The following is a 21,667-nucleotide window of genomic DNA, read 5'->3' as shown; positions in this document are numbered from 1 at the left end:
TCAAATAATTATGGTGTAATCAGGCTTATTCGAAAACTCCAAAGCCAGATTGTTCAAAGCTTTGAGACCAAGCTTTGATATCTTCCTATCCAAGTGCAAAGCTTGCCATTCCATAAAGCATGGCACGTTTACCGAGTGCTGTATTTTTGCCACGACACATATGGCTTAACACGCTTTGCTTTGTGAAACGGTAGCGCATTAAAAGAGTCGTCGCTATTCGGTTTGAACCAGGAAGTAACACACGGGGTACATCTTCAAAGGGTAGCAGCAACCCCCTTGCTAGCAGCGCCTCAGCAGCTTCCAATGTACTGGCTGCCCATGGACCTAAGTTTTGGGGCTGTGCAAGTAGATAACCAACGACCTGACCAGTTTGGTCATAAGCAATGAACGCGCGATCTGGAAACTCGCTTAGAAAGGCAGCAAAGACAGTTTGGCGATCAGCACCAAATAGCGGTGTGTCAAAAGCAGCTAATGCTGTAAGGTCAGTCGAGCGCAACGCACTCACGCGCTTGGTGCGAGATGGAAGAAACTGCGGCGCAGTTTCCTGCTGGAATACTAAGCTTTTCTCCACTTCAATAAAACCAAGCCTGGCATAAATTGGTACGCCTGCTGTGGTCGCATCCAGTACCACTGATGGGCAACCACGTTTGTCAAGCCATTCCAGTATTTGTTTCATCAACATTAGTCCAATACCTTGGCGTTGAAAAGTGGGGTGAACACCCAGCACACCAACGTAAGCGATTGCGCCATAGTCCACTGCGCCGACCATCCCAACTGGTACACCGTCGCACTCGGCTATCAGCCATCCATCAGGCTGGAGGGCTAAATAACGCTGTAAATCAGATTTGAAACTGGATGTTTTACCATAGGCTGCCATAAGAACTGGATCGATATCTTTAAAATCAGCTTCAGTCAGGTTACGAATATTCGGTATCATACGTTTGGTACAAGATGTGAGTTTACAGTAGCCATCATCCTACTGGGTTAGATGCATTACACAAACCGTGTGTTGATTGTGAGTGCATCACTGATAGTGATTGCAGTCAGGTATTTTAGGCATATCTAGATGCTTAGTGTTATGGATATAGCAATACTAAATGATTCATAAGAAAACACCATATTCATGGAGTTTAGGAAAGTCAAATATTTGACCTTGTACAGACCACTCAAATAAACTCTTAACCACTGAGAAAGAATCACATAAAAAATAAAACTCTCGAATCAATCTTTTGGCTTGTAACCAAATGTCTTCTACGGGATTCTGTTGGGGAGCGTTGGGAGCAAATCTTTCACAGGCGATCAACCATTGCTCTGGTTGCAGTTGACCATTGAGAGATTCTAAATAATCTTTGATAGGCTGTGAACGGTGGTAAGAAGCACCATCCCAAATAATTAATAGTTTTGCCTTTGGACTTTGTGAACGAAGATATTCTAAAAATTTAAGTGTATTTTCTGAATCACCTTTTTTAGCTCTGTAAATCAGAAATTGTTTAGTTTTGTAGTTTAATGCACCATAATATGTTTGTTTCTCACGCTCATTCACTACTGGAATGCTGACTCGCTCACTAGTTTTTCCCCAAACATATCCACATATATCACCCCACAGTAAATGACATTCATCAATCATGAAAACCACTAGTTCTCCCGCCTCTATTTCAGTGCGTCGCGCTGCCAATAACTCACAAATCGCTTTTTCTTTGAGTCTACTAAATCCGGGTCATGTTTTGGATTATTGGCTTGTGCTTTCTTCCAACTAATCCGTGCTGTTTCAAACAGTTCGTAGTAACTCTGTTTCGAGGTGAATGTCACTCCATACTGAGATGCAATGTGGTATTCTAACTCATTCAACGTCCAAGTATCCTTAGTTTGTAACCATTCAACTACCTCTGTTTTTTGCTTTTCATTGAGCATTACAACCGAGCCTTTATACCCCAGCTTTAAACCATCCACTCCATTTTTAAAAAACGCTTTCTTCCATTTACTGATGAAACCACTCGATACACCTAGTATTGGCATGATCTGTTCATGCTTGTAGCCATATAGCAGCATTTTTACTGCTGTAGCACGCTGTATTTCACGCTGCTCCTTGCTGTTTTTGATAAAATTTTCTAGCGATTCTATCCACATGGCTGTGTCGGCAGTATAGTCTTAAATTTTACTTTATAACTACCTCCGTATTTTCTCACTAATTGTGCAGGATTGCTATATATTGACAAGCCATTATATGGATACTTCAAATTTGTTTGAGGAAAATATCTGTATTGTAAACAAAACGTGTACGAACCGAATGGCACTAATTTTAGATAAAACCTTTATCAGAATTGGATGTAGGAGTGTAAGAAAACTATAAGCTGTGTTGACTCGCTGGTATCTTAATTTTAAATCTAATTCTTTCCACATCCTTATATCCTTTAACCTAAAACTCAGTGATATCTAGGCTTAACGTTTTTTTAAATGCCATCCGTGTATGAACTCAGAAGAGGAAGGAAATACTTTCAAAATCAGTAAATTACTCTTATTATTCCATTAGTTCTTCTTAAATTACCTGCAATACAAAACTGCTCCTCTTTGTGCGTCAACAATCTCTTTATTCAGAAACCTTTCAAGTACAAGCATTAAGAGTAAGCACAAAGACAGGCATGGTTGCTAGGAGAGGCTTGATAGACTCAGGAGTAACTCCCAATCGTTGCAAAGAAGTCAGTTCTTCGATAACTTCAAGTGTACTGTACTCCTCAATGCAAAACCCTTGTTTTAAAATAAACTCTTTAGCATGCTCCATGTTGTTAAAGGTATTATTCAATATGGATCTTCCTGTAGTATTAGCAATTGTTTGATAAAAGTTCTGCATTGCTAAGTCATGTCCTTGCATCTGAAGCTGACGTTCCTTAGTAACGATGTCAGTAGTAATCCAAACTCCTCCATAATGCTGAAGCATCTCCCGAACGTTTGTAAAAACTTGTTCTTTTTCAGAAAAAGTTAGGTATTGTAGCAATCCTTCGCATAAAACGATAACTTTCTCGCTAGAGCGCAGGTAGTTTGTATGCAGCGGGAGATTGTTTAGCAAGTTGGTTGCATCTATTGCTTCAAAATGAAGATTAGAACGCTCTCCAATCAATTGGGTAACTATCTGTTTTTTCAGGTCAATCATAGTAGGCAAGTCACTTTCGACATATGTAACTTTTGGATCCTGAGACATTACCATCCCACGCGGTAGCAACCCTGATGCAAGTTCCATAATTTGTGTACTCTCAAACTTAGCAAGCACATGGTTAACCGCTTTGTAGCGAGCTTCAACGATCGGACTTAAATGAAGAAGCTTTTGAAAACCGTCACTAGCATATTGGTCAAAGACTGTCTGAGCATCAACAATTTGAGCAAGTTCCGCAGCGTACGGAGTGTCGCTAAATTGTCTAGCATAGGTCATAAGTAGTGCCGTTGGGCTGATTTTGTCAAAGCTATTTAATTGCGAGAAAGTCATTGTTGTTTTGAGTTTCCTAACTTTTCTACTTGAGAGGTTTAATAAATTGTGCTTTGCACAATACTCTGTACTTCTTATGGAATTGATCGTGTTAAAGACCTTCGTTTACTAAAAAATACGCACATTAAATTTTATACTTCACGGTTGTGTTTAGGCGATAAGAGCTACTAAGGAATTGCTAAACTCCATACTCATAGCTGTATCCCTACTAAAAAACCTTCTAGGGCTGATTTATCCACTCCTGAACGCCAGCACAATCGCAATTTAGCTCAACTACATGTTTTTGATGAACACATTTTTGATGAACACATCAACCGCTGGCTTAAGATTTTTTGTATTCCAAAAACAATATCGTAACCGCAGAAAACGCTTTGGCTTGTGTTGCAACTTGATTGCTGGAATTCTAAATTATAAATTTGCTCTGTCTTCTTGATTCGTGCAAGAGGTAAGCTTTACTAACAATATAGTGTTATTCTTGACAAGATGCGCTTGCCCTGAGCTTGTATCTCTCCAATATTTTCCAACATCCTCTAGTGGAAGTCATAAAAAAATTTCTAACTACGACTTCAGTCAGTCTTTGTAACATAACCTATTTGATGCTCAAACTAAAACTACCTGAGTGTACGGGGACAAAAACAAACGATTTAACGAGTAATAATTCACTCCAAAAGTCACTTTGTCGCCCACTGCTAAATCGGCGTGACGTTCACCTAGACAAATCATTGTGTGATCGCTAGTAATGTCAAAAACAGAAAGTTCATCAGTTGGTATTAAGCCCGCAAGCTCTACATCAACCCTACCCATGTGTAGTACAGCCGTCCTGTTTTTGACACCGTCATGGATTATCTGCATGATCTCTGCCTGTAGGGTGAAAACGAAGTGATGAAATCCCTCAATGTATTCTGGTCCTACCGAGGATGATATGCCGAGTAGCAATCCGGTTCCCACTCTAAACTGATTAATTCCCTCTGGTATCTGCTGGGTTCGAACAAAACTTCCAAACGCACCGGACGACCCCACCGATACAGTTGGTAAGCTAAGACCAAATTCTGTTTCTATAGCACGTACTTGCTTTACCAATTCTGCCTCCTTTTGGAAGTACTCAGAATCGGTTTCCTTTTTAGCAAAGTAAATTGCCAAGCCAGTCAACTGAAGATTCGGTAGCTCAAGTACCTCCTGACAAACCTGCTGTAAAGTGTTGCCTTTCAATCCCTCACGGTGGGTATCAGCATCAAAAACAATGCTGACATTATGTTCCTTACACATCAACTGCGCCTGATGTGACAGCGCACGAAGGACATCGAGATCAACGTTAAAACTGGTATCTACATATGTAATGCAATCATCGATCTCGTCCATTGAAGGTGGCCGCAGCAACGTCATTTCGCAGTCGATTCCAGCTTGCTTCAAAGTTTTGATGTTGTGCAATCTAGAATCAGCCAGCTTCGTCAGCCCAGCCTGAATAATCTGACGACATATATTGATGTGTCCACACAGACCTTTGACTACGGCAACTAGCTCCAGATCTTGAGCACAACAGATCTTGGTGGCTTTCCAGATATTTTCTTGGAGCTTTGCAAGATCGACAGTAACTACTATTGACATGATACGCTCGTCCTTATGTTTAAATCTTAAGTGTGGCGTAACTCATCTTTAGTCACGCTCTGATGTTGACATGACGACCGACCCAAAAGCCACTGCTTCTAAAGCATAGCGTTGACGAACACTATCGCTGTGTAAAAGCTCACCAATCGGCTGCCAAGGCAGTCCTTTCTTGGTAGCAGTATCCTTATGGGTTAGCTGACCCTTGAAGCAGCTCACTCCATTACATAAAAATCGATTACTTAGAATAGTCTCGACTATACCGTTGTTAGCCATTTGCAAGACATAATGAAAGCTCTCTTGTGTTAAAAGTTGGGTTGCTGTTCTTGCAACTAATGCTGGAATATGGTCGCAATTATAGTGAATAACACCATTGACTTCATAGGTGTAATGCAACGATGCAGATGAGATACAGGTTTCGATTAAGTCTTTATCGTTCGCTGTGGCATCACAGATAACGCTACCAGGAGTCATCTGAGATACCATTTCTCGATCAATCAAGTACTCGACCTTGTCCTTAGATAGATTCTGTCGCCGGACAGCGCTACAAATGATAATGTCAAGAGCCTGCATCCGCTTGGTGATTGCATCCTTAGTTATCACCGGATTATTGATATCCATTTGGATATAATCGATGTTGAACGCTCTAATATAATCAATGTTCGTTGTCTTAAAGCGTACATTAGCTTTGGTATTTGCACTTTGTAGATCAGCATTGTCTAGCACGGTCAATTTAAGCTTGTTGTCGAGAAAGTACTTCAGCGTTGATAGACCTATGTTGCCCAGACCAATGATCATTGCATAAGCAGACGGTAAAAAGCTTTCGTTGCCGCTACAGAATACTCCTTTATTCCAAGCACATAGATATAAAGCCTTTTGGGCGAAAAGGTAGCCTGTGAGTCTACTCATTGGCTGTAGTAGTGGATAGTGCTTATTCTCACCAACCCATTCGTAAGCAATACCGAGAAAACCTCTGCTAATAAGCTCCTCAATCTGTTGTGGGGCAATGTTCTCATCAAAATGGAGATAAGTGAATAATGTATGATTTTCATTATAGTCTCTGTATTCTTCTGGTAATGGAGCTTTTACCTTCAACAATAACCGCGCTTTGTCCAGAACCTCACATTTGGAAACAACAATACTCCCGTTTTTTTCATACTCTGTATTTGGAAAACCGGAGCCTACTCCTGCTCCGTTTTCTACATAAACTCTATGTCCGTAAGATTTCAATACAGATGCCTGGTCAGGTCTCAAAGCAACGCGTTTTTCACCTTCTTTAATCTCTTTAAGGACACCAATTTCCATTTGATTTTTCCACGCTTGATTTCACTTTTATCAGATCTGTTAAGTTTGCTTCATTACTGAGTGGGGTCAATTAATTTGGGTTTCGGCTTTCTGTCTAGACACTACCATTTGTTCACGCAGATCTGAGAGTGCGGACGGATGATCGCCCCCCCTCAAGAACAGACCTACGCTGATGCGTTCCGAATAATCGGGAAGATTGCGCTTCAGTAGCCGATCAACCGCTGGTAGGTAGTTCCATCGAACGTGGGGAAAGAGTGAATGCGCCATATGGTAGCTGTCTCCAATTGGGAACAGATGTGTTTTCCAAAATAAGCCTATAATGCCAGGATAGTCAGTCGGGCGACCGCTGCTCATCTCGCGTTCTAGCCGATCCTTCCCGATGACGTTGATGAACCAACGGTGTTCTACAACTTGCGACAGCCAATAGAATTGTGGGAAGATAAAAATTAATGGTAATAAGTAAAACATTACAAGTTCGTAATACATACCGTAATATAAATACGGAGCTATCACTGCTGTAACACAGAATAAACGCAGTGTAAGCCATTTCAAGTTCTTGACATCCATCAGTACGTTATTTAAGCATCCCTTAAGACGTGTTTTGATACCTGACGGCGTTAAAGGATAAAATACCCCAGCCCAGAAAGCTCTCTCCGAAATATTTGGTACAAAGCCGATGTCGTAGAAGTCCTGTAAACCCGGATCGAGACCCTTTAAATTGACGTTAGGATGGTGTTCAACGCAGTGCCGTTGGCGGCGAACCAGCGAATTGGGCTTAAATAGAGGGAACTGAAAAAATACGTTGGCGAGAAAAAAATTAAGCTTCTCAGACGGTGATACTGACCCATGAATCGCCATATGCCCTAGCTCTTCGAGGGAACGGAACCGGCCAGCAATAAACAGCATACACAGTAGGTCGAAAGCTAAATGATTGACAACCTTTGCAGCTAAGACTGAAGCTATGCACAATAGCACATTTGACATCATCGGTAGGACACCAATCAAGTTGTCGTACTTCTTGGCACGAAAACTCTTCAAGAAATGGTATATTTCTTTGCTAGTCATGCTATGAGAAGGAACCTTATTTATCTTCACTACTTCCGGAAAATGATAAATATAGTCAACAACCGATAATGCGGTAGCGGTTGTTACTAAGTACACAATGATATTAAACATTGCTAGTCTCCTTGCCTGACTTATACTGACTGATATTGTGAACTGTTACCCTGCAAGCAAATGAATTCATCAATTGCTAATATCACGCTTTTGCTTAAAGCTTTACTTCGTAAAACAGTCCATCCCTTGTCTGGATCTAGATTGTTCTTGCAATCTTTATAAGGCATCTCGATTGTCAATGAAAGGCAGCGATAAGTTTCTCCGATGTAATTACTTGCCATTGTCAAATCTGCTTCACCTTTCTTTTTCTTGGGATAACCATAATCATCCTGAAAATCAAAATTGGATTTTAATAGCACGTTTTTAAATTGGCGTTCGCGCTCTGCCGCTTGCGCGTTATAAGAAGGTACTCCTTCACAACCCATCACAAAAGCGTATGGCAGGGTCTCTTCTCCATGAACGTCAAGGAATAGGTCGATGCCAGTTTGCTCAATCAGACCCTTAACATACTTGATTTCGGGGCTACGCTCGACACTCGGCGCAACCCATTCTCGGTTTAAATTTATACCTGCAGCATTAGATCGCTGGCTACCGAGGGCAGAGCCATCGGGGTTCAGGTTAGGAATCAAGTAGATATCAGCGGCGTTGAGAATGCGACGAATCTCTTCGTCATTCGCTTCAATCTGATCAACGATACCCTCTACAAACCATTCGGCCATTGTCTCACCAGGATGTTGGCGTGCGATCATCCATATTTTCTTGCGTATTACCGATGTCTGCAGCCCCAGCCTTATGACATCTATCGTGCGCCCTTCGACGCTTCGACCGTTGTATGATCCTAAAAAATAGGGTGTAGCTTTCAGTCTTTTAACTAGGCAAGTATGTTGTTTCTGTTTATATGGCTCAAAATAAGCAAAATAAACTTTGTCACACTCAGGCGTAAATTTTATAGTAAGTGTTTTACCATCATAGGTAGTATCCACACGGAACCAGATGGCATCATCGTATGATGCCAGCGCCGAATAATCATACCAACCGTCTGGAAAAGATGCCTCACTAGCATTAACAATATCTATATGAAGCTTGGCGTTTTTGCAGCCATCAATTTTGAAGTAGAACCACTGGAAATCTTTGGAGTACTGGTCAGTTTTAATCTTTGCTTTAATAAAGTTACCATTAAGTGAGCAAATTTGTATATTTCCACACTCAAAATCACTAGTAATTTGCATATTTTTTTTGGTACTTCACTTTTTTATTTAAAAATTTCAACAACCAGAAAAACAATTGTTAAATTATTTTTATTCTTAGAAATTATTGAATTACTCACTATCGATATCCTTAATTTTTTTAATTTACCATTACTTTTTAACTTTCTAGGTAGAGCAAATGTGTGTTTATTAGAAGGCTTAATATATTTTATGTTGCTGTCGTTTGAATCTTACAATTACTATGGTCATCAGAGCAACACTTTTTAAAACAAATAAGTCGGGAGTTTAGTCGGGAGTTTAGCCTAAGTAGGTCGGAAGTTTAATTTAAATAGGTCGGAATTTGAAAGTTTCGTAGAAAGGAATTTACCTATGGCAGAATCTGACTTTTCCCGTTAAGTCGTGAAAAGCTTGCTGTTCAAGGATTTAAGAAGCAGCACAGTAAATACGGTACAGTAATCGAAATCGGGTGCTAAAGGCAATACCTTAGCATCCGTGAGAGGTTAAGGTAATTGCACATTTGTCAAGAGTGTGCAGGAAAAGGGGATAAATCCAGCCTGGAGGCTGGCTTTCGCAAGGCTTTGACAATTCCTAAATTGCTGATTCACCCACGGCGACCCTAGTGTTACTCATAAACTTTGAGTAAGTATCGGTTCTAGTCGTTCTGGTAGTACAATCTGGGCATTAAACAAACCTTGCTTACCAGTGATAGGAATAGGCTGGACAATCCGCCGTATATTGTCTAACCTCCAAGCGAATCGCCCGACTTGCCAATCCCCAGTTTCAAGTTCAGTTTGCGATTGCTGTTTGATGAATGCTTCAGTCATGCTGATACAAGCGGTGAAATCAGCCAGAGCCACGGCATGACCAAAGGGCAAATCTTCCCATTCAATGTAGTTATCAGTATTGGCTAGTATTTTTTGATACTTACTAAGGAAGTAGTTATGAGTGAGTTTTTGGTGAATGCTAGTTTTCTTGGCAGCACAAATTAACAACGGGCCTCTATAGCTGGGGGAGCAACGCGATTTTCTGAAGTCGGGTAAAAAACGAGCGATCGCTAAATCATGTATTTAAGTAGCTAGTTAAAATAAATACTTTCAGAAGAGAGTTAATACTGAAAATACACGAGAGTAGTCTATTTTGAGAGTTGTTTAAATTTATTATGGAAACAAAAAAGTGTAGGATGCCCTTTGAATAATGGTTTTGATGTTGAATATCAAAACAGGGAGTTTGCCGTCACTTCATGAATGAAAAAATATATTCAAGTTTAGATTTAAGCAAATCATTGTCAGACTTTAAAGAAAAAGTTACGAAACTTTTAGAAATTAAAAATCTGAGCGAATGGTCGGCTCAAACTTTTAAAACATTAGAAGAAGAAATTAGGAATACAGCATTAACTCTAGCAGGAGAATGCGTAGCGGTAGAATCTAACCCGTAACAGTAAGTTCATTTTCCCCAACCGAGATAATCCCGCGTTCGGTTGCAATAGAATAACGCCAGCCGTCATTAAACCACTCGATTCCACAGCAGTAACCGACTATTTTTGTAAGATTAAGGATATAAACTTTTTCTAACAGACTAACGAGTATCTGCGGGACATCCTTATGCCAGGGTAGTGAGATGTACCAGCAAGTTTGGAGTGAGTTGCTCTCGGTTTGTCATACAATTGCCCCTGATAATTGTCGTTGAATATAAGTAAATAATTGACAAGCAAAACTAGGAGGAACAGAATACCCGATGATTGACCCAGCCGTTGCAGTTTCCGGTGGCAACTCATACCAAGACGGAAACCCTTGCAAAATGGCAGCAGCTTCAATTGATAAAGACTTCACAGTACCATCAGGCAACCAAATATCCGCAAACTTATTCCTATTGCACCCCTTGCGATCGGTGAAATGCGATCGCACGATAGTATTAGCAGGTAAATGCCCAGGCTTGAGCTTCAATCCATTTCGTCCCCCAACTCGTTCTATAAGCAGGGGTGCGGGTTCATTTGCAGCCAAAAATCGTTCTACTGCTTGCTGTTGTCGAGCAAGTAATTGGGAATCGGGCATCATGGGGATTAGATGCGCGATCGCCCCATACCAACCGATATGTCCTGATGTTGGAGGTAGTGAAATAGCCAAATCCTGACAAGCCACCAGAACTAACCGCCGCCGCGCCTGGGGTAGTCCATAGTCAGCCATGTTTACCACGCTGTAATTGACGTGATAGCCAAGTGACTCCAGCGTGTTCAGGATAATGGCGAAACTTTGACTACTTTGGTAGCGTGGAACATTTTCGAGCGTAAATACTCGTGGTCGCAACTGTCGAATAGCTTGAGCTACTGCTTGCGCTGCGGTCAGGTCATCAGGAGTTTCTATTGCAGTGCCAGCCTTTGCAGTGTGGGCTTGGCTGAAGTTGGCGCACACCGGGGAGGCATGGAGATAATCGGGTCTGGTGGGAAAGCCGCGAAATCCTGATTGTGCTACTTCCTGTACTGTTTGCTGGATTACTTTGCAGCCATACTCGCTGAAGTTGCAATGGTGAGTGTGGGCGATCGCTGCACTCAGTTGTGGTTTTGTTGGGTCATGTTCCACCGCGACGACCGGACGAAGAAGAGCTTGCACCATACCTGCTTCAATCCCGCCGCCCCCGGCGAATAGTACAACAGCTGTCGGTGCGTTGGCTGGAATGATAGGTTTGCCAGAAAGTGGTTTTTTAGCTTTTGCTCGTTTGATGAAGGCGATGATGTCATCTCTGGTAGCTCCTTGACGTTGCATTTGGAGAATCAGAGCTACTGCACTCCAAGGGATAGAGCCGATAGAGCGACCTTTCCAAACACCATCTACTTTCTCCTTCCAATTGAAGCCCCACCGCCAATGAGAAGCGTTATTTGAATCACGTTCACCGATGACACGGGGATATAATGCTGTCGAACCGTCTTGTAACTTTTTAGTTTCTAAGTACGGATAAAGATATCCGACTGACTCGAAACCTGGGCTTTTGAGTCCTTTCTCTAAGAATTTTTCGGGTGTCGCAACAGACATAGTGAGCATCACCGTATGAGTGAATCGATTGACAAAATTTGCTCTCTTTTAACTTGTGACCAATGATTCATTCAGGGATACAAGCCTCTCAATTTATTGAGAAAAAATAAATCTACATAGTATTAATATTCAAGCCCTCGCCTTTGGGCGTAGGAGAATAATTGCGAATTGCGAATTGCGAATTGGATTGACACCACCAGCCACCTTCTTTGGCACGAATGATATTATCTGTTAAGTCTGTCCATTCGATGTTTGTTGGCATAATTACACTCTACTAATTTGAAATTAGATAACTTTGAAAAATGGCTCAAAAAACACCTCAAACTGAATACGATTCCCCCTGGAAGCAGATGTTGCAGTTGTATTTTGAAGACTTTATGAGATTTTTCTTTCCCCAAACCCATGCTCAAATTGATTGGAGTAGAGGTTTCGAGTTTTTAGATCAGGAACTCCAGCAAGTAGTTCGTGATGCTGAATTAGGAAAGCGACTGATTGATAAATTGGTGAAAATCTATCGCGTTGGCGGTGAAGAATCTTGGCTGTTGATCCATATCGAAGTCCAAAGTCAAGAGGAAACCGATTTCCCTAAACGGATGTTTGTTTACAACTATCGAATTTTTGACCGTTACGATCGCTCAGTTGCTTCCTTAGCAATATTGGGGGATGAAAACATCAAGTGGCTACCAAATCGATTCGGTTATGAATTATTTGGGTGTACGGTTGATTTTCAGTTTCCTGTAATCAAGCTGTTAGACTATCAACAAAGGTGGAAAGAGTTAGAAACTAGTCGCAACCCCTTTGCTACGGTGATCATGGCTCACTTGGCAGCAGTACAAACCAGCAGTGATAGGCTACAGCGCAAGCAGCAGAAACTAGTTTTAGTCAAAAGGCTATATGAGCAAGGGTTGGGGCGAGACGATATCATAAACTTATTCCGATTTATTGATTGGATGATGACCCTACCAGATCAATTCGAGTTGGAATTCTGGCAGGAATATCGAGACTTTGAGGAGTCTAAACGTATGCAGTATGTTACTTCGGTTGAGCGTAGTGGTATTCGCTTAGGACTGTTAGAAGGGATTGAGTTAGGTTTAGAACTTAAATTTGGTGTTTCTTCACTTGGGGTGATGGATGAAGTTTCCCAAATTTATGACATTGAACAATTACGAAAAATTAAAGAAGGTATAAAAACAGCGACTTCAATTGATGAATTGCGTCAAATCTACCAGTCCTCTACAACTGAAAATCCTTCAGAAAATTAGTATTGTTTGATATTTAGTTTTCAAGGTGAGCGTAAGTTTTGAGTGCCAAAATTAGCCTTAATTACGCACTCAACGAAATATCTCCATCATGCCCCTCAACAGGCCGATCGAACATCTCCGCCTCATCCCCCCAACAATCCCAGCCAACTCTTGACTCTCGTGCGAACATCTCCAGTTTGGTCATGTTAGGACAGAGTTTCTCTACAAGTTCAAAAAACTGAGGGGGCTTACGGGAATGTTCACGGCGTGGTGCGTGTAGTATGGTGGACTGGTTTGTGAGTGTCTGTCCAGCAAAAGCCCTCACATTCCCCCGAACAGCCAAAGCGCAATGTTCAGTGCAGTTTCTTAGCCAGTGGCCAGTCCCAAGATGTGTTTTAGTGCCATCCTTGGTGACTTTTTCCCAAGTCACAATCGTCTTGAGGTCGAAACCCCAAGCTTGTAAGCATTGGGAAGCCTCAATCATGTGATTGTTGGTAAACCATAAAAAGAGAACACACCCCTTGCTATCAGACAACTCCCGAACGGGCAGTGCCAGAATTTCTTCAGTCCGCATTGGTTGATAAGGGATGCGGTTGCGATGGGTCTTATCTTGATTTCGGAGGCGATAGAACCAAGGAGGATCTATCACAATGCACTGGTACTGACCTTGTAGATTTGAAAGTCTCATGCGGCCTCCTGTGGTTGTTGGACAATCGTTGCACTGATGGATTCAAAATCAACTTGGAAGATGTTTAAATCAGGAGTCATTTCGCCACTGTTATAAAGTCCAACAATATGTTGTCTGATGGTTTCTTCTGTCAGTCCATCTGGTAGATAAATGTGTGCTTCACTGACGACTTTCTCGACTATTTGAACTACGACTTTCATAAGTTTATTAACCTGTAATTAACTGTGAGTTATTTTTAATTTCATCAGCAAGTATTACTGTTGTTACTGTGTGTAATACTCAAACGCTCATACGAGTATTGGTTAAGTAGCCAAGTGTGCAATCGCTGTTCAACTGGGGGCAGTGCTGGTGCAGGGGGTTGTTGGGGTTGGGTTGTGGGTTTTGTCCAACCCATGATGTCTTGCATCCAGGCGCGAACACCGATGCGGTTAAAAGCTTTGCATACGAGTCTTGCTTGCTGTTTGCAGTACCGCCCAGCATCAAACGCGTAATATTCAATAACGGCAGCGACACCCATATCAGGAATTCCCTCATTCCAGGCTTCTAGTGCCGCAGGGGTAAAGCCTTGCTGCATAAGGTTTTTAGCTAATGCAGAGGGTTCCAGTGCCGCACTTAGTAACGCACGGCGAAGCGAAGAATCTTGTACATCTGCCAGCCTTGCTGTTGCCCGAATACTAGCTTTCCCATGACCATTAGAGTCAATAGTAATTTCCTGTTTTATCTGTTCGATGATTTGAGCGATTTCGATTTGTGACATAATCGTTGCTCCCTGTTAAAAAATACTTACATATGAACTCGAATTAAATCTGTCTCGCCCACCAACGGAAAACGAGCAGGCGCAGCCAGCGATCGAGACAAAACTGGGGACATTAGCTCTACAACGTAAAACCAAGCGTTATTCACCAGCACAATCCCCAGAATCAAACGCTGCTTTGTGGCATGGCTATCAAAACGCAACATAACGCGAGATCCCAACACAAAAGCAGGTTTTCTCATATAAGCGGACTGTACTCGTCCAGTACCGATAATTTCGTGTTTGGTGAAACATGTGATTGAGCGTTCGCCCTTGGCGTTGGCGCAGCCATCGCACCTGACCGCATAAACCCATTCGCCTTCCTGCCACAACACCCCGCAGCAGTAGCCGAATGTTTTGGAATCGGTGAGGTAGACTTTCTCTGACAGGTTGACTTCAAGCGAGGGCATTTGCTGACCCCAAGGCGGCGACAGATACCAGCGTCTTTCAAGGGCGATGATTGCACAGGTCATTATCTTTAACTATGAATGAAGTGATTAGTGAGGCATTGGAAGAAAATTACGGAGGTTTGTCCTAATGCAGATGGGTATAGTTGATGGAAACAAGAGAACAGTTAGCTAACGGGTGGGCATCCAAGCCCACACCTTTTCTTACACCGCGACTAACTCTGCCGTCTCAAACAACCGTTGCAATTCTCCAGATGACAACTGCTCAAGCGGGTGGTATTGCAGATATTCGCTAGCTGTAAGTAAAGTATCCGGTATTTGCAGTAACCACACGGTATCAAAGCAGAATCGCAAAAGGTTCGCTTTTGATTGACTCGCGCAAAGCACCAGAGTTCATCTGTAAAGCCAACTTCGCCCAGCTTCTCACCATTACTGGTGTAAATCCTATCTTCCAGCAGTTCCAAGCCGCACTGCTCACATTCGTTGAATATCTGCACTATAATTTCGTTGTCAGTAGTGCAGGATTCTTCTAGTTCTGACTGCTCTTGTGGTGGCAGTGTGTTTTGTTGGTATTGCTGTTGGTCAAAATCAGAGATTTCTAGAATCGTTACTTGTGCTGACACTTGGAAAGCTTCGGTTTGTGCTGGGGCTGGGGGTATTGGTAAGGATTTGTTGAGTGTTCTTTGCTTGAAATGCCATGTGATGAAGCTGTAGCATGTGTTCCAAATTTGATGGCGGAATTTCTCTACGCCATTAACCATTACTACCCAAGCTTGCGTTACGAAATTGTGGTGGTCGTAAGTAATTGTAGCTACGAGTTGAGAACCAGCGTATACTTCATGCTCGTAGAAGCTGAGTTCAACCGTCTTCAGGCTTGTAGGGGCTATCGCTTCGGCTTGGTCTGCAATGTACTGGTCGAACTCGCCTTGTGCGATCGCTTGCTCATCTTTTGCAGGACGGGCGATTTTCTGGAGTTGGGCGGACTGGTATCGGGCGATCGCGCTTCTCCATTCGTCCTTGCATCGTCTGTCTTGTACTTCAAGTGTGCAGCCGATTTCGCTGTAGATGCGCTTTAGCTGGGCTAGGGATTTGGAGTACAGCTGTTGTTGGCTGTAGATTTGGTATGTCATGATGAGTAATACTCCATCTTTATGGTGGGCGTTTTATAGAAGGCGATCGCCGCTCCGGCCAAGAAACGCGATCGCCTTTGTTTTTGTCTGTTCACAGCAGTTTTAGCTGTAGAAAAGAACTTTTGAGATTTGGGCGTACCAATAGACTTTAATATTCATAGTTTATTGTCTATAGTAAAGCTTGTCAAGCGAGACTAGAAAAGTTATGCTTGAAACGTGAGGAAAGAAACGCTATGATTTGAGTACATTAATGGAGGCGTGAATTTATGAACTTAATGCAAGTTACTTTGTCTGTCGATCTGCCTGGCTTAGGCAGACGAATTAGAGAGATTCGGGAGTCTAAAGGATTATCCCCAACATGGGTGGCAGCACAAGCAGGTATGAGTGTTGCTAACCTTTACCGCATTGAAAGCGAAGACGCTAAATCTTTACCGCGTGAAACTCTGCGAAAACTCTCTGAAGCACTTAACGTAGATTTCGATGCTGAGGTGAAAGCTGCTTTAGCCCAAGAGGTAGGATAAAACACTGACTAGATTAGGTTTACGCTGTTATCTGACATAAAGTATTTAATTACTCCCATTTCTGCTCTAAAGATTATTGGTATTGATTAATAGGAAGTTTTGTTTGTCGCTATGGTAAAACCGAAAGCAATTGCATTTAAGCACTACAGTTGACATCTATCTCCAATCGACGTTGAGCGAATGCTATTAACTCGAAGAGATAGAAAAATGAACACCCCATCCCGTAAACGCAAAAAAGCCATCTCTACAGCCAGTGATTCAAAATCAGCAGTTAACCCAGATATCTCTCCCCAAGACAATCAGGATGTAGTGACCATCCAGGTTACTGCTGTTGAAGTTCCAGAGTTAACTGAACAAGAGCAGAGCGATCGCTTACATCTGGAGCGGCAAGTAGAAAAAGCGTTTTACCTTGCGGGGAAGGCGCTGATGGAATTGCGAGACAGGAAGCTGTATCGTAGCACCCACAAAACTTTCGAGGAGTATTGCCGAGAGCGTTTTGGTTTTGAGCGCCGTTATCCATACAGATTAATGGAAAGTACGGTGGTCGTGGATAATCTCATGAAAATGTGTCCTAATAGGACACAAAATGATCTGAGCGCGGACACATCTACTCCAGACTCCAGCGAAGGACAAGTTTTACCCATTAACGAATATCAGTTGCGACCTTTGATTCCATTAGAGCCGGAAGTACAAAGAGAAGCATGGCAGCAGGCAGTAAAGGAGGTGGATGGGAAAGTACCATCAGGTCGCATCGTCAAAGACGTAGTACAACGTATTATGGAGAGAACCCAAGTACCAAATACCTACCAGTTGGGCGAGGTGTGCCAAATTCTAGCTAAGGATAACCCGGAACTCAGGGGCAAGGGTGGGTGCTGGGGGATAGTCAGCCAGGTAAACGACTTTAGCTGCACTGTGAGAACTTGGGATGGGGAGTATACGATTGGATTGCAGCACCTGAAGTCATTCGATTATTTACCTGCTGAGTGTGAGGAAATGCAAGTGATTTGCGATCGCATCAGTCGAATATATTCCAATTCTTTAGAGGAGACAGTCCTAAATCTGTTGCAGTCATTGGGGAAGCTGAACCGTCCTTATCTAACTGCTGTGGAAGAGAAGTTGCTGAGTGTGTTGGAGTTGGAATACGCAGAAAGATAACCCTTTCATGTCACTTAAAGGACATTATTCCTCAAGTTACACATTTTGTTATTTGCTTCGGGTCTTGGTAACATTTGCTGAGTTCAAAATAATTGAGCTTTCCGCACTTCCTTTGATCTCAGACTCATCCTTTTCTACGGTTTCTTTAATTTTCTTGTTAATTTCGTCTTTGAAAACTTTAATTTCCGTTTCAGCATCTGAAAAACCTCCAAAAATTCCAACAACCAGTCCTAATACAGCAAATGAAGCTAGTATGCTACCAAATTCTTCATTTTTGAGCTTAAAGATTGCTTGTGCAGTCCAACTGACAATAAATCCTATCAATCCAAAAGAAAAAGTAGACAAGAGTATAGCACTAGACAAATTTTCTAAGTATATTTCTACTCTTTTTCTTAGTTTAAGCTCTTCGTGAACGTATCCCTTGTGAATTTGCGAGTTAACACTCCTCAGTAATGGTAAATAATTGGCCTCTGCTTCTTTGGCTAACTTAAGTAATTCCAGTTCTCTCTTTAGCTGGTTGGATTGACCAAGTAATACTTGGTACAGCAGTCCAAGTAGCGCAGCCAATGAGCTGACAATTAAAGATATGGCTCTATAATCAATGTCCATTTGCAAAAGTTCAGCTATTCAGTAGGCTAAGTGTCTTTGTGCGTCTCTCAAGAAACTGGATTTTGATAGAGCATATATACTCATCTCGTATACTCAGTTGCTTTCATTCAGAGTTAAGGTAAACAGCCTTAATAGTGCACTTCTAAGTAATTATATTCTTTTTAAGTACATATACTTATCGTCTAAAGCCAGTTACTTTTACCCTTAAGGTGCGAAATGCAGTGGATAATCTCATACAAATGTGTCCCACCCTGACACAAATTCTGCCGACAAGTGAGCGTCAAGTTCGCCCTCTCACTAAGCTAGAACCCCAGCAACAACAGGAAGTTTAGCAACGGGCTATCGAGGAAGCTGGCGGTAAACTTCCCAGTGCCAGGATTGTAACAGATGTGGTGCAAAGGGTAATAGTTACATCTTTCTTCAAAAAGTCGCTTCTTAAACCCTGCTTTAATAAATGATTATCTTCAGATAATATCCGTATATTAACTGGTGAGTAACAAAATCCAATATTAGTTTTTCGGTTTTTTAGAGAAGATAAAATGAAGAAGTTAACCAGTTTGATGATTGTCGGGGCTATGTTGTCGATGAGTGCGCCAGCATTGGCCCAAAGTCGTGCGGTTAATATCAGTGTTGGCAGTATTGGTGGTGCATTAGATAATACTGCGTTGCGAACTGTTCGCCAAGCGATCGGGTTTGCGGTCGGTACTGGTACTGTTGATAAATTTATTGTATATAGCCCAAGAGCAGGCGCTCCTATTCCCATCGAAGGAGGTTTGTCTGCTTGTGCTGAAGCTGGCTTCGGCATAACTGATGCCAGATTTAATGCTTTTATCCAACAGTTGCGTTCAATTACACCTCGCTCAGGAACTTTCTTAAATGTAGAACTTACTGCAAGCTGTAGACTCAACTAAAAATGTTGGTACTTAACCCTCTGGTGTCACTTTTGGAAAACAATATCAAAGCTTGATTCTGAAACTGAGAGCGATTGGCTTCCCTCCATTTGGTACAAGAGGGTTAAAAGTAAAGGTGGCTGCTGGTGCATTGTTCGCCATGTTGGTGAATTCAATTGTACAGTTGAGGCTTGGGATGGGGAGTATACAGTGAGGATCGACCACCTGAAGTCACTCAATTACTTGGATGCTGAATGCCAGCAGATGCGGAAGATATGCGATGCCTGACGGCAAGCCGCAAAGCGTCTACGCATCAGTAGACTGAGGGAAAACATAATTTAGAAGAAGCTGCCCGTGCTGTGTTGAAGCACTTGGGAGAACTGAAGCGACCATATTTGACAACTGTGGAAGAGAAACTGTTGAGTTTGATTGAGCAAGAATATGGGGTGAAAGATTGACGTAACCTGTAAAAAACTCGACAATAGCAGATACTTATCTTATGATTATGTAATCAGCTTGATGATTGACAAACCGAAGTAGAGTCAAAAACCCTGGAGGTTTGCCAAAATCGCCAGAACCTTGACAAGTTAATAGTTACAGCGTTTCATTAATTAGGGAAGTTGAGAATTAGTTGCAATAACAGCGGCTGAAATCGACCTGTTTTTGAGGTTCGTCAAAATGCTTCCCAGGAAGCTTGCTCTGTAACAGTTTCAGCACTGAGCTGTTTTCAAACCCAATTACCCCTCACGGGGACTGAAACCCTCAAAGCTGGTATGCAGAGAAACACGGACAGTTAAGTTTTCAAACCCAATTACCCCTCACGGGGACTGAAACTTTTTTCTATAAAATCATCAATACTTATTTCTTCAGTTTTCAAACCCAATTACCCCTCACGGGGACTGAAACTTTTCCATTGTTGTGTTTGTATCTCTACTAATGAGGTTTTCAAACCCAATTACCCCTCACGGGGACTGAAACTCTACAAAGAGCTACATTCAAACGCAAACTTAAATGTTTTCAAACCCAATTACCCCTCACGGGGACTGAAACATTTCTAATCTTCTGGACTTATCTCTACTGCTTGAAGTTTTCAAACCCAATTACCCCTCACGGGGACTGAAACTTAAATGCCCACGCTGTTATCTGTTTGCGTGTCCAGTTTTCAAACCCAATTACCCCTCACGGGGACTGAAACAAAAAGTAAAACTGGTCATATTTGTAACCAGACTTCTCAAGTTTTCAAACCCAATTACCCCTCACGGGGACTGAAACTTAAATTCACTTTACCTTTTATATGAAAAACGACTTTTGTTTTCAAACCCAATTACCCCTCACGGGGACTGAAACTTAAATTCACTTTACCTTTTATATGAAAAACGACTTTTGTTTTCAAACCCAATTACCCCTCACGGGGACTGAAACCATAATTAATCTGTCAACCCCTTTTTTATAATTTTGAGTTTTCAAACCCAATTACCCCTCACGGGGACTGAAACCAAGACGGCGAAGCTTTGCTGTCCTACACTGGCACGCTTGGTTTTCAAACCCAATTACCCCTCACGGGGACTGAAACGTAAACGTGGGCTTAACATCGAAAACGTCAAGGCTGTTTTCAAACCCAATTACCCCTCACGGGGACTGAAACGTGAGTCGTTCACCGTCTTTACGAAAGGAGTCTACGTCAGTTTTCAAACCCAATTACCCCTCACGGGGACTGAAACTTTTGAAATACTTTAATAGAACTGAATAATTTTAAGGTTTTCAAACCCAATTACCCCTCACGGGGACTGAAATCCCAGGTTCTTTCTCCTACTGGTGCTGTACTAGGTTTTCAAACCCAATTACCCCTCACGGGGACTGAAACTTATCCCGCCATGAGTACAAAGATAAGATATCCAAGGAGTTTTCAAACCCAATTACCCCTCACGGGGACTGAAACTTCCTGGTGCGGGCAAAAGGAATGATGAAAAATCGCCGGTTTTCAAACCCAATTACCCCTCACGGGGACTGAAACTTAATAGGCGATCGCCTTTCAGCGCCGACTGCAAAGAAGTTTTCAAACCCAATTACCCCTCACGGGGACTGAAACCGGCCGCATCATCTACTGATACCTTGCAGCTACTGGTCGTTTTCAAACCCAATTACCCCTCACGGGGACTGAAACTTTGATATTGGCACCGGACACGCTTCTTGGCATCAAGTTTTCAAACCCAATTACCCCTCACGGGGACTGAAACGGGTTCACGGGCGAGTACTGGGAGACGGGATGGACGGAGTTTTCAAACCCAATTACCCCTCACGGGGACTGAAACTTTTTTTACTGTTGTTACATACGATCCGTTACCATGTTTCCAAACCCAATTACCCCTCACGGGGACTGAAACCAATTCTTGGCTCTGCGTTTTCATTTGGTCTGGCTCGGTTTCCAAACCCAATTACCCCTCACGGGGACTGAAACTTTAGCTACTACAACACTATTTGATTTCCCATCGTTGTGT

The 21,667-nt window shown here is 42.3% G+C and carries 22 protein-coding genes and 1 CRISPR repeat array (1 of these 23 only partly in view); of the genes, 5 read left to right on the top strand and 17 right to left on the bottom strand.

The window, feature by feature from the left end:
- Positions 1-85 precede the first annotated feature (85 nt).
- The 8 genes from RMY31_RS22350 to RMY31_RS22315 form a co-directional block, all read right to left on the bottom strand.
- On the bottom strand, positions 86-937 hold the full coding sequence (locus RMY31_RS22350; RefSeq protein WP_322661700.1) for a GNAT family N-acetyltransferase: 852 nt from the start codon (positions 935-937) through the stop codon (positions 86-88).
- A 165-nt stretch (positions 938-1,102) separates the two neighbouring features.
- Positions 1,103-2,121 (bottom strand): IS630 family transposase gene (locus RMY31_RS22345; protein ID WP_322661709.1). Its coding sequence is split into 2 segments (ribosomal slippage): positions 1,103-1,689 and positions 1,689-2,121, totalling 1,020 coding nucleotides; the frame shifts between segments, so codons are not numbered across the junction.
- Positions 2,122-2,602: 481 nt separating this feature from the next.
- The gene (locus RMY31_RS22340; protein ID WP_322661698.1) at positions 2,603-3,478 is read right to left on the bottom strand and encodes a class I SAM-dependent methyltransferase; all 876 of its coding nucleotides are present in this window, start codon (positions 3,476-3,478) and stop codon (positions 2,603-2,605) included.
- Between the two features lie 600 nt (positions 3,479-4,078).
- Positions 4,079-5,083, bottom strand: a complete 1,005-nt coding sequence (locus RMY31_RS22335) for an alanine racemase (RefSeq protein WP_322661696.1) — start codon at positions 5,081-5,083, stop codon at positions 4,079-4,081.
- Between the two features lie 48 nt (positions 5,084-5,131).
- Positions 5,132-6,385, bottom strand: coding sequence for a hypothetical protein (locus RMY31_RS22330; protein WP_322661694.1), 1,254 nt, complete (start codon positions 6,383-6,385; stop codon positions 5,132-5,134).
- A gap of 66 nt (positions 6,386-6,451) precedes the next feature.
- Complete coding sequence (locus RMY31_RS22325; RefSeq protein ID WP_322661692.1) at positions 6,452-7,561, bottom strand: fatty acid desaturase family protein; 1,110 nt, start codon at positions 7,559-7,561, stop codon at positions 6,452-6,454.
- A 20-nt stretch (positions 7,562-7,581) separates the two neighbouring features.
- Positions 7,582-8,730 carry a M14-type cytosolic carboxypeptidase gene (locus RMY31_RS22320; RefSeq protein ID WP_322661690.1) on the bottom strand — a complete coding sequence of 383 codons (1,149 nt, stop codon included), beginning with the start codon at positions 8,728-8,730 and terminating at the stop codon, positions 7,582-7,584.
- 605 nt (positions 8,731-9,335) lie between these two features.
- Positions 9,336-9,701 (bottom strand): hypothetical protein, encoded by a 366-nt coding sequence (locus RMY31_RS22315; protein WP_322661689.1) that lies wholly within the window; start codon positions 9,699-9,701, stop codon positions 9,336-9,338.
- Between the two features lie 248 nt (positions 9,702-9,949).
- Between RMY31_RS22315 and RMY31_RS22310 the strand changes: the two genes are divergently transcribed.
- Complete coding sequence (locus RMY31_RS22310; protein ID WP_322661688.1) at positions 9,950-10,144, top strand: hypothetical protein; 195 nt, start codon at positions 9,950-9,952, stop codon at positions 10,142-10,144.
- On the opposite strand, the gene RMY31_RS22305 is transcribed toward RMY31_RS22310, so the two are convergent.
- The 3 genes from RMY31_RS22305 to RMY31_RS22295 all read right to left on the bottom strand — a co-directional run bounded on the left by RMY31_RS22305 (position 10,134) and on the right by RMY31_RS22295 (position 11,997).
- Entirely contained in the window at positions 10,134-10,295 is a 162-nt protein-coding gene (locus tag RMY31_RS22305) for a DUF1392 family protein (RefSeq protein ID WP_409878188.1), read from the bottom strand. The genes RMY31_RS22310 and RMY31_RS22305 overlap by 11 nt on opposite strands.
- Before the next feature lie 69 nt (positions 10,296-10,364).
- Positions 10,365-11,735 (bottom strand): DNA cytosine methyltransferase, encoded by a 1,371-nt coding sequence (locus RMY31_RS22300; RefSeq protein ID WP_322661687.1) that lies wholly within the window; start codon positions 11,733-11,735, stop codon positions 10,365-10,367.
- A 112-nt stretch (positions 11,736-11,847) separates the two neighbouring features.
- Positions 11,848-11,997, bottom strand: coding sequence for a hypothetical protein (locus RMY31_RS22295; RefSeq protein WP_322661685.1), 150 nt, complete (start codon positions 11,995-11,997; stop codon positions 11,848-11,850).
- Between the two features lie 40 nt (positions 11,998-12,037).
- Between RMY31_RS22295 and RMY31_RS22290 the strand changes: the two genes are divergently transcribed.
- Positions 12,038-12,997, top strand: coding sequence for a cytosolic protein (locus RMY31_RS22290; protein ID WP_322661683.1), 960 nt, complete (start codon positions 12,038-12,040; stop codon positions 12,995-12,997).
- A 61-nt stretch (positions 12,998-13,058) separates the two neighbouring features.
- On the opposite strand, the gene RMY31_RS22285 is transcribed toward RMY31_RS22290, so the two are convergent.
- The 5 genes from RMY31_RS22285 to RMY31_RS22265 form a co-directional block, all read right to left on the bottom strand.
- Complete coding sequence (locus RMY31_RS22285; RefSeq protein ID WP_322661681.1) at positions 13,059-13,664, bottom strand: MT-A70 family methyltransferase; 606 nt, start codon at positions 13,662-13,664, stop codon at positions 13,059-13,061.
- Positions 13,661-13,864: a hypothetical protein gene (locus tag RMY31_RS22280; RefSeq protein WP_322661679.1), complete on the bottom strand. Its 204-nt coding sequence runs from the start codon at positions 13,862-13,864 to the stop codon at positions 13,661-13,663. Before RMY31_RS22280 ends, RMY31_RS22285 begins: the two co-directional genes overlap by 4 nt.
- Before the next feature lie 44 nt (positions 13,865-13,908).
- The gene (locus RMY31_RS22275; RefSeq protein ID WP_322661677.1) at positions 13,909-14,421 is read right to left on the bottom strand and encodes a hypothetical protein; all 513 of its coding nucleotides are present in this window, start codon (positions 14,419-14,421) and stop codon (positions 13,909-13,911) included.
- 26 nt (positions 14,422-14,447) lie between these two features.
- Complete coding sequence (locus tag RMY31_RS22270) at positions 14,448-14,930, bottom strand: DUF1392 family protein (protein ID WP_322661675.1); 483 nt, start codon at positions 14,928-14,930, stop codon at positions 14,448-14,450.
- A gap of 149 nt (positions 14,931-15,079) precedes the next feature.
- Positions 15,080-15,994: a hypothetical protein gene (locus RMY31_RS22265; RefSeq protein WP_322661673.1), complete on the bottom strand. Its 915-nt coding sequence runs from the start codon at positions 15,992-15,994 to the stop codon at positions 15,080-15,082.
- A 266-nt stretch (positions 15,995-16,260) separates the two neighbouring features.
- Here RMY31_RS22265 and RMY31_RS22260 point away from each other — a divergent pair, with 266 nt between their 5' ends.
- The gene (locus tag RMY31_RS22260; RefSeq protein WP_322661671.1) at positions 16,261-16,515 is read left to right on the top strand and encodes a helix-turn-helix transcriptional regulator; all 255 of its coding nucleotides are present in this window, start codon (positions 16,261-16,263) and stop codon (positions 16,513-16,515) included.
- A gap of 207 nt (positions 16,516-16,722) precedes the next feature.
- The gene (locus RMY31_RS22255; protein ID WP_322661669.1) at positions 16,723-17,670 is read left to right on the top strand and encodes a hypothetical protein; all 948 of its coding nucleotides are present in this window, start codon (positions 16,723-16,725) and stop codon (positions 17,668-17,670) included.
- A gap of 48 nt (positions 17,671-17,718) precedes the next feature.
- Here RMY31_RS22255 and RMY31_RS22250 read toward each other — a convergent pair whose 3' ends face one another.
- Positions 17,719-18,279 carry a hypothetical protein gene (locus RMY31_RS22250; protein WP_322661667.1) on the bottom strand — a complete coding sequence of 187 codons (561 nt, stop codon included), beginning with the start codon at positions 18,277-18,279 and terminating at the stop codon, positions 17,719-17,721.
- Between the two features lie 539 nt (positions 18,280-18,818).
- Here RMY31_RS22250 and RMY31_RS22245 point away from each other — a divergent pair.
- The gene (locus RMY31_RS22245; protein WP_322661665.1) at positions 18,819-19,190 is read left to right on the top strand and encodes a hypothetical protein; all 372 of its coding nucleotides are present in this window, start codon (positions 18,819-18,821) and stop codon (positions 19,188-19,190) included.
- 702 nt (positions 19,191-19,892) lie between these two features.
- A CRISPR array of direct repeats spans positions 19,893-21,667; the repeat unit is 37 nt; unit sequence GTTTTCAAACCCAATTACCCCTCACGGGGACTGAAAC; it runs 35 nt beyond the window's last position.

It is taken from the genome of Dendronalium sp. ChiSLP03b (genome assembly GCF_034531165.2).
Taxonomy (GTDB): Bacteria; Cyanobacteriota; Cyanobacteriia; order Cyanobacteriales; family Nostocaceae; genus Dendronalium; species Dendronalium minutum.
This window is presented reverse-complemented; position numbering and strand designations above follow the sequence as displayed.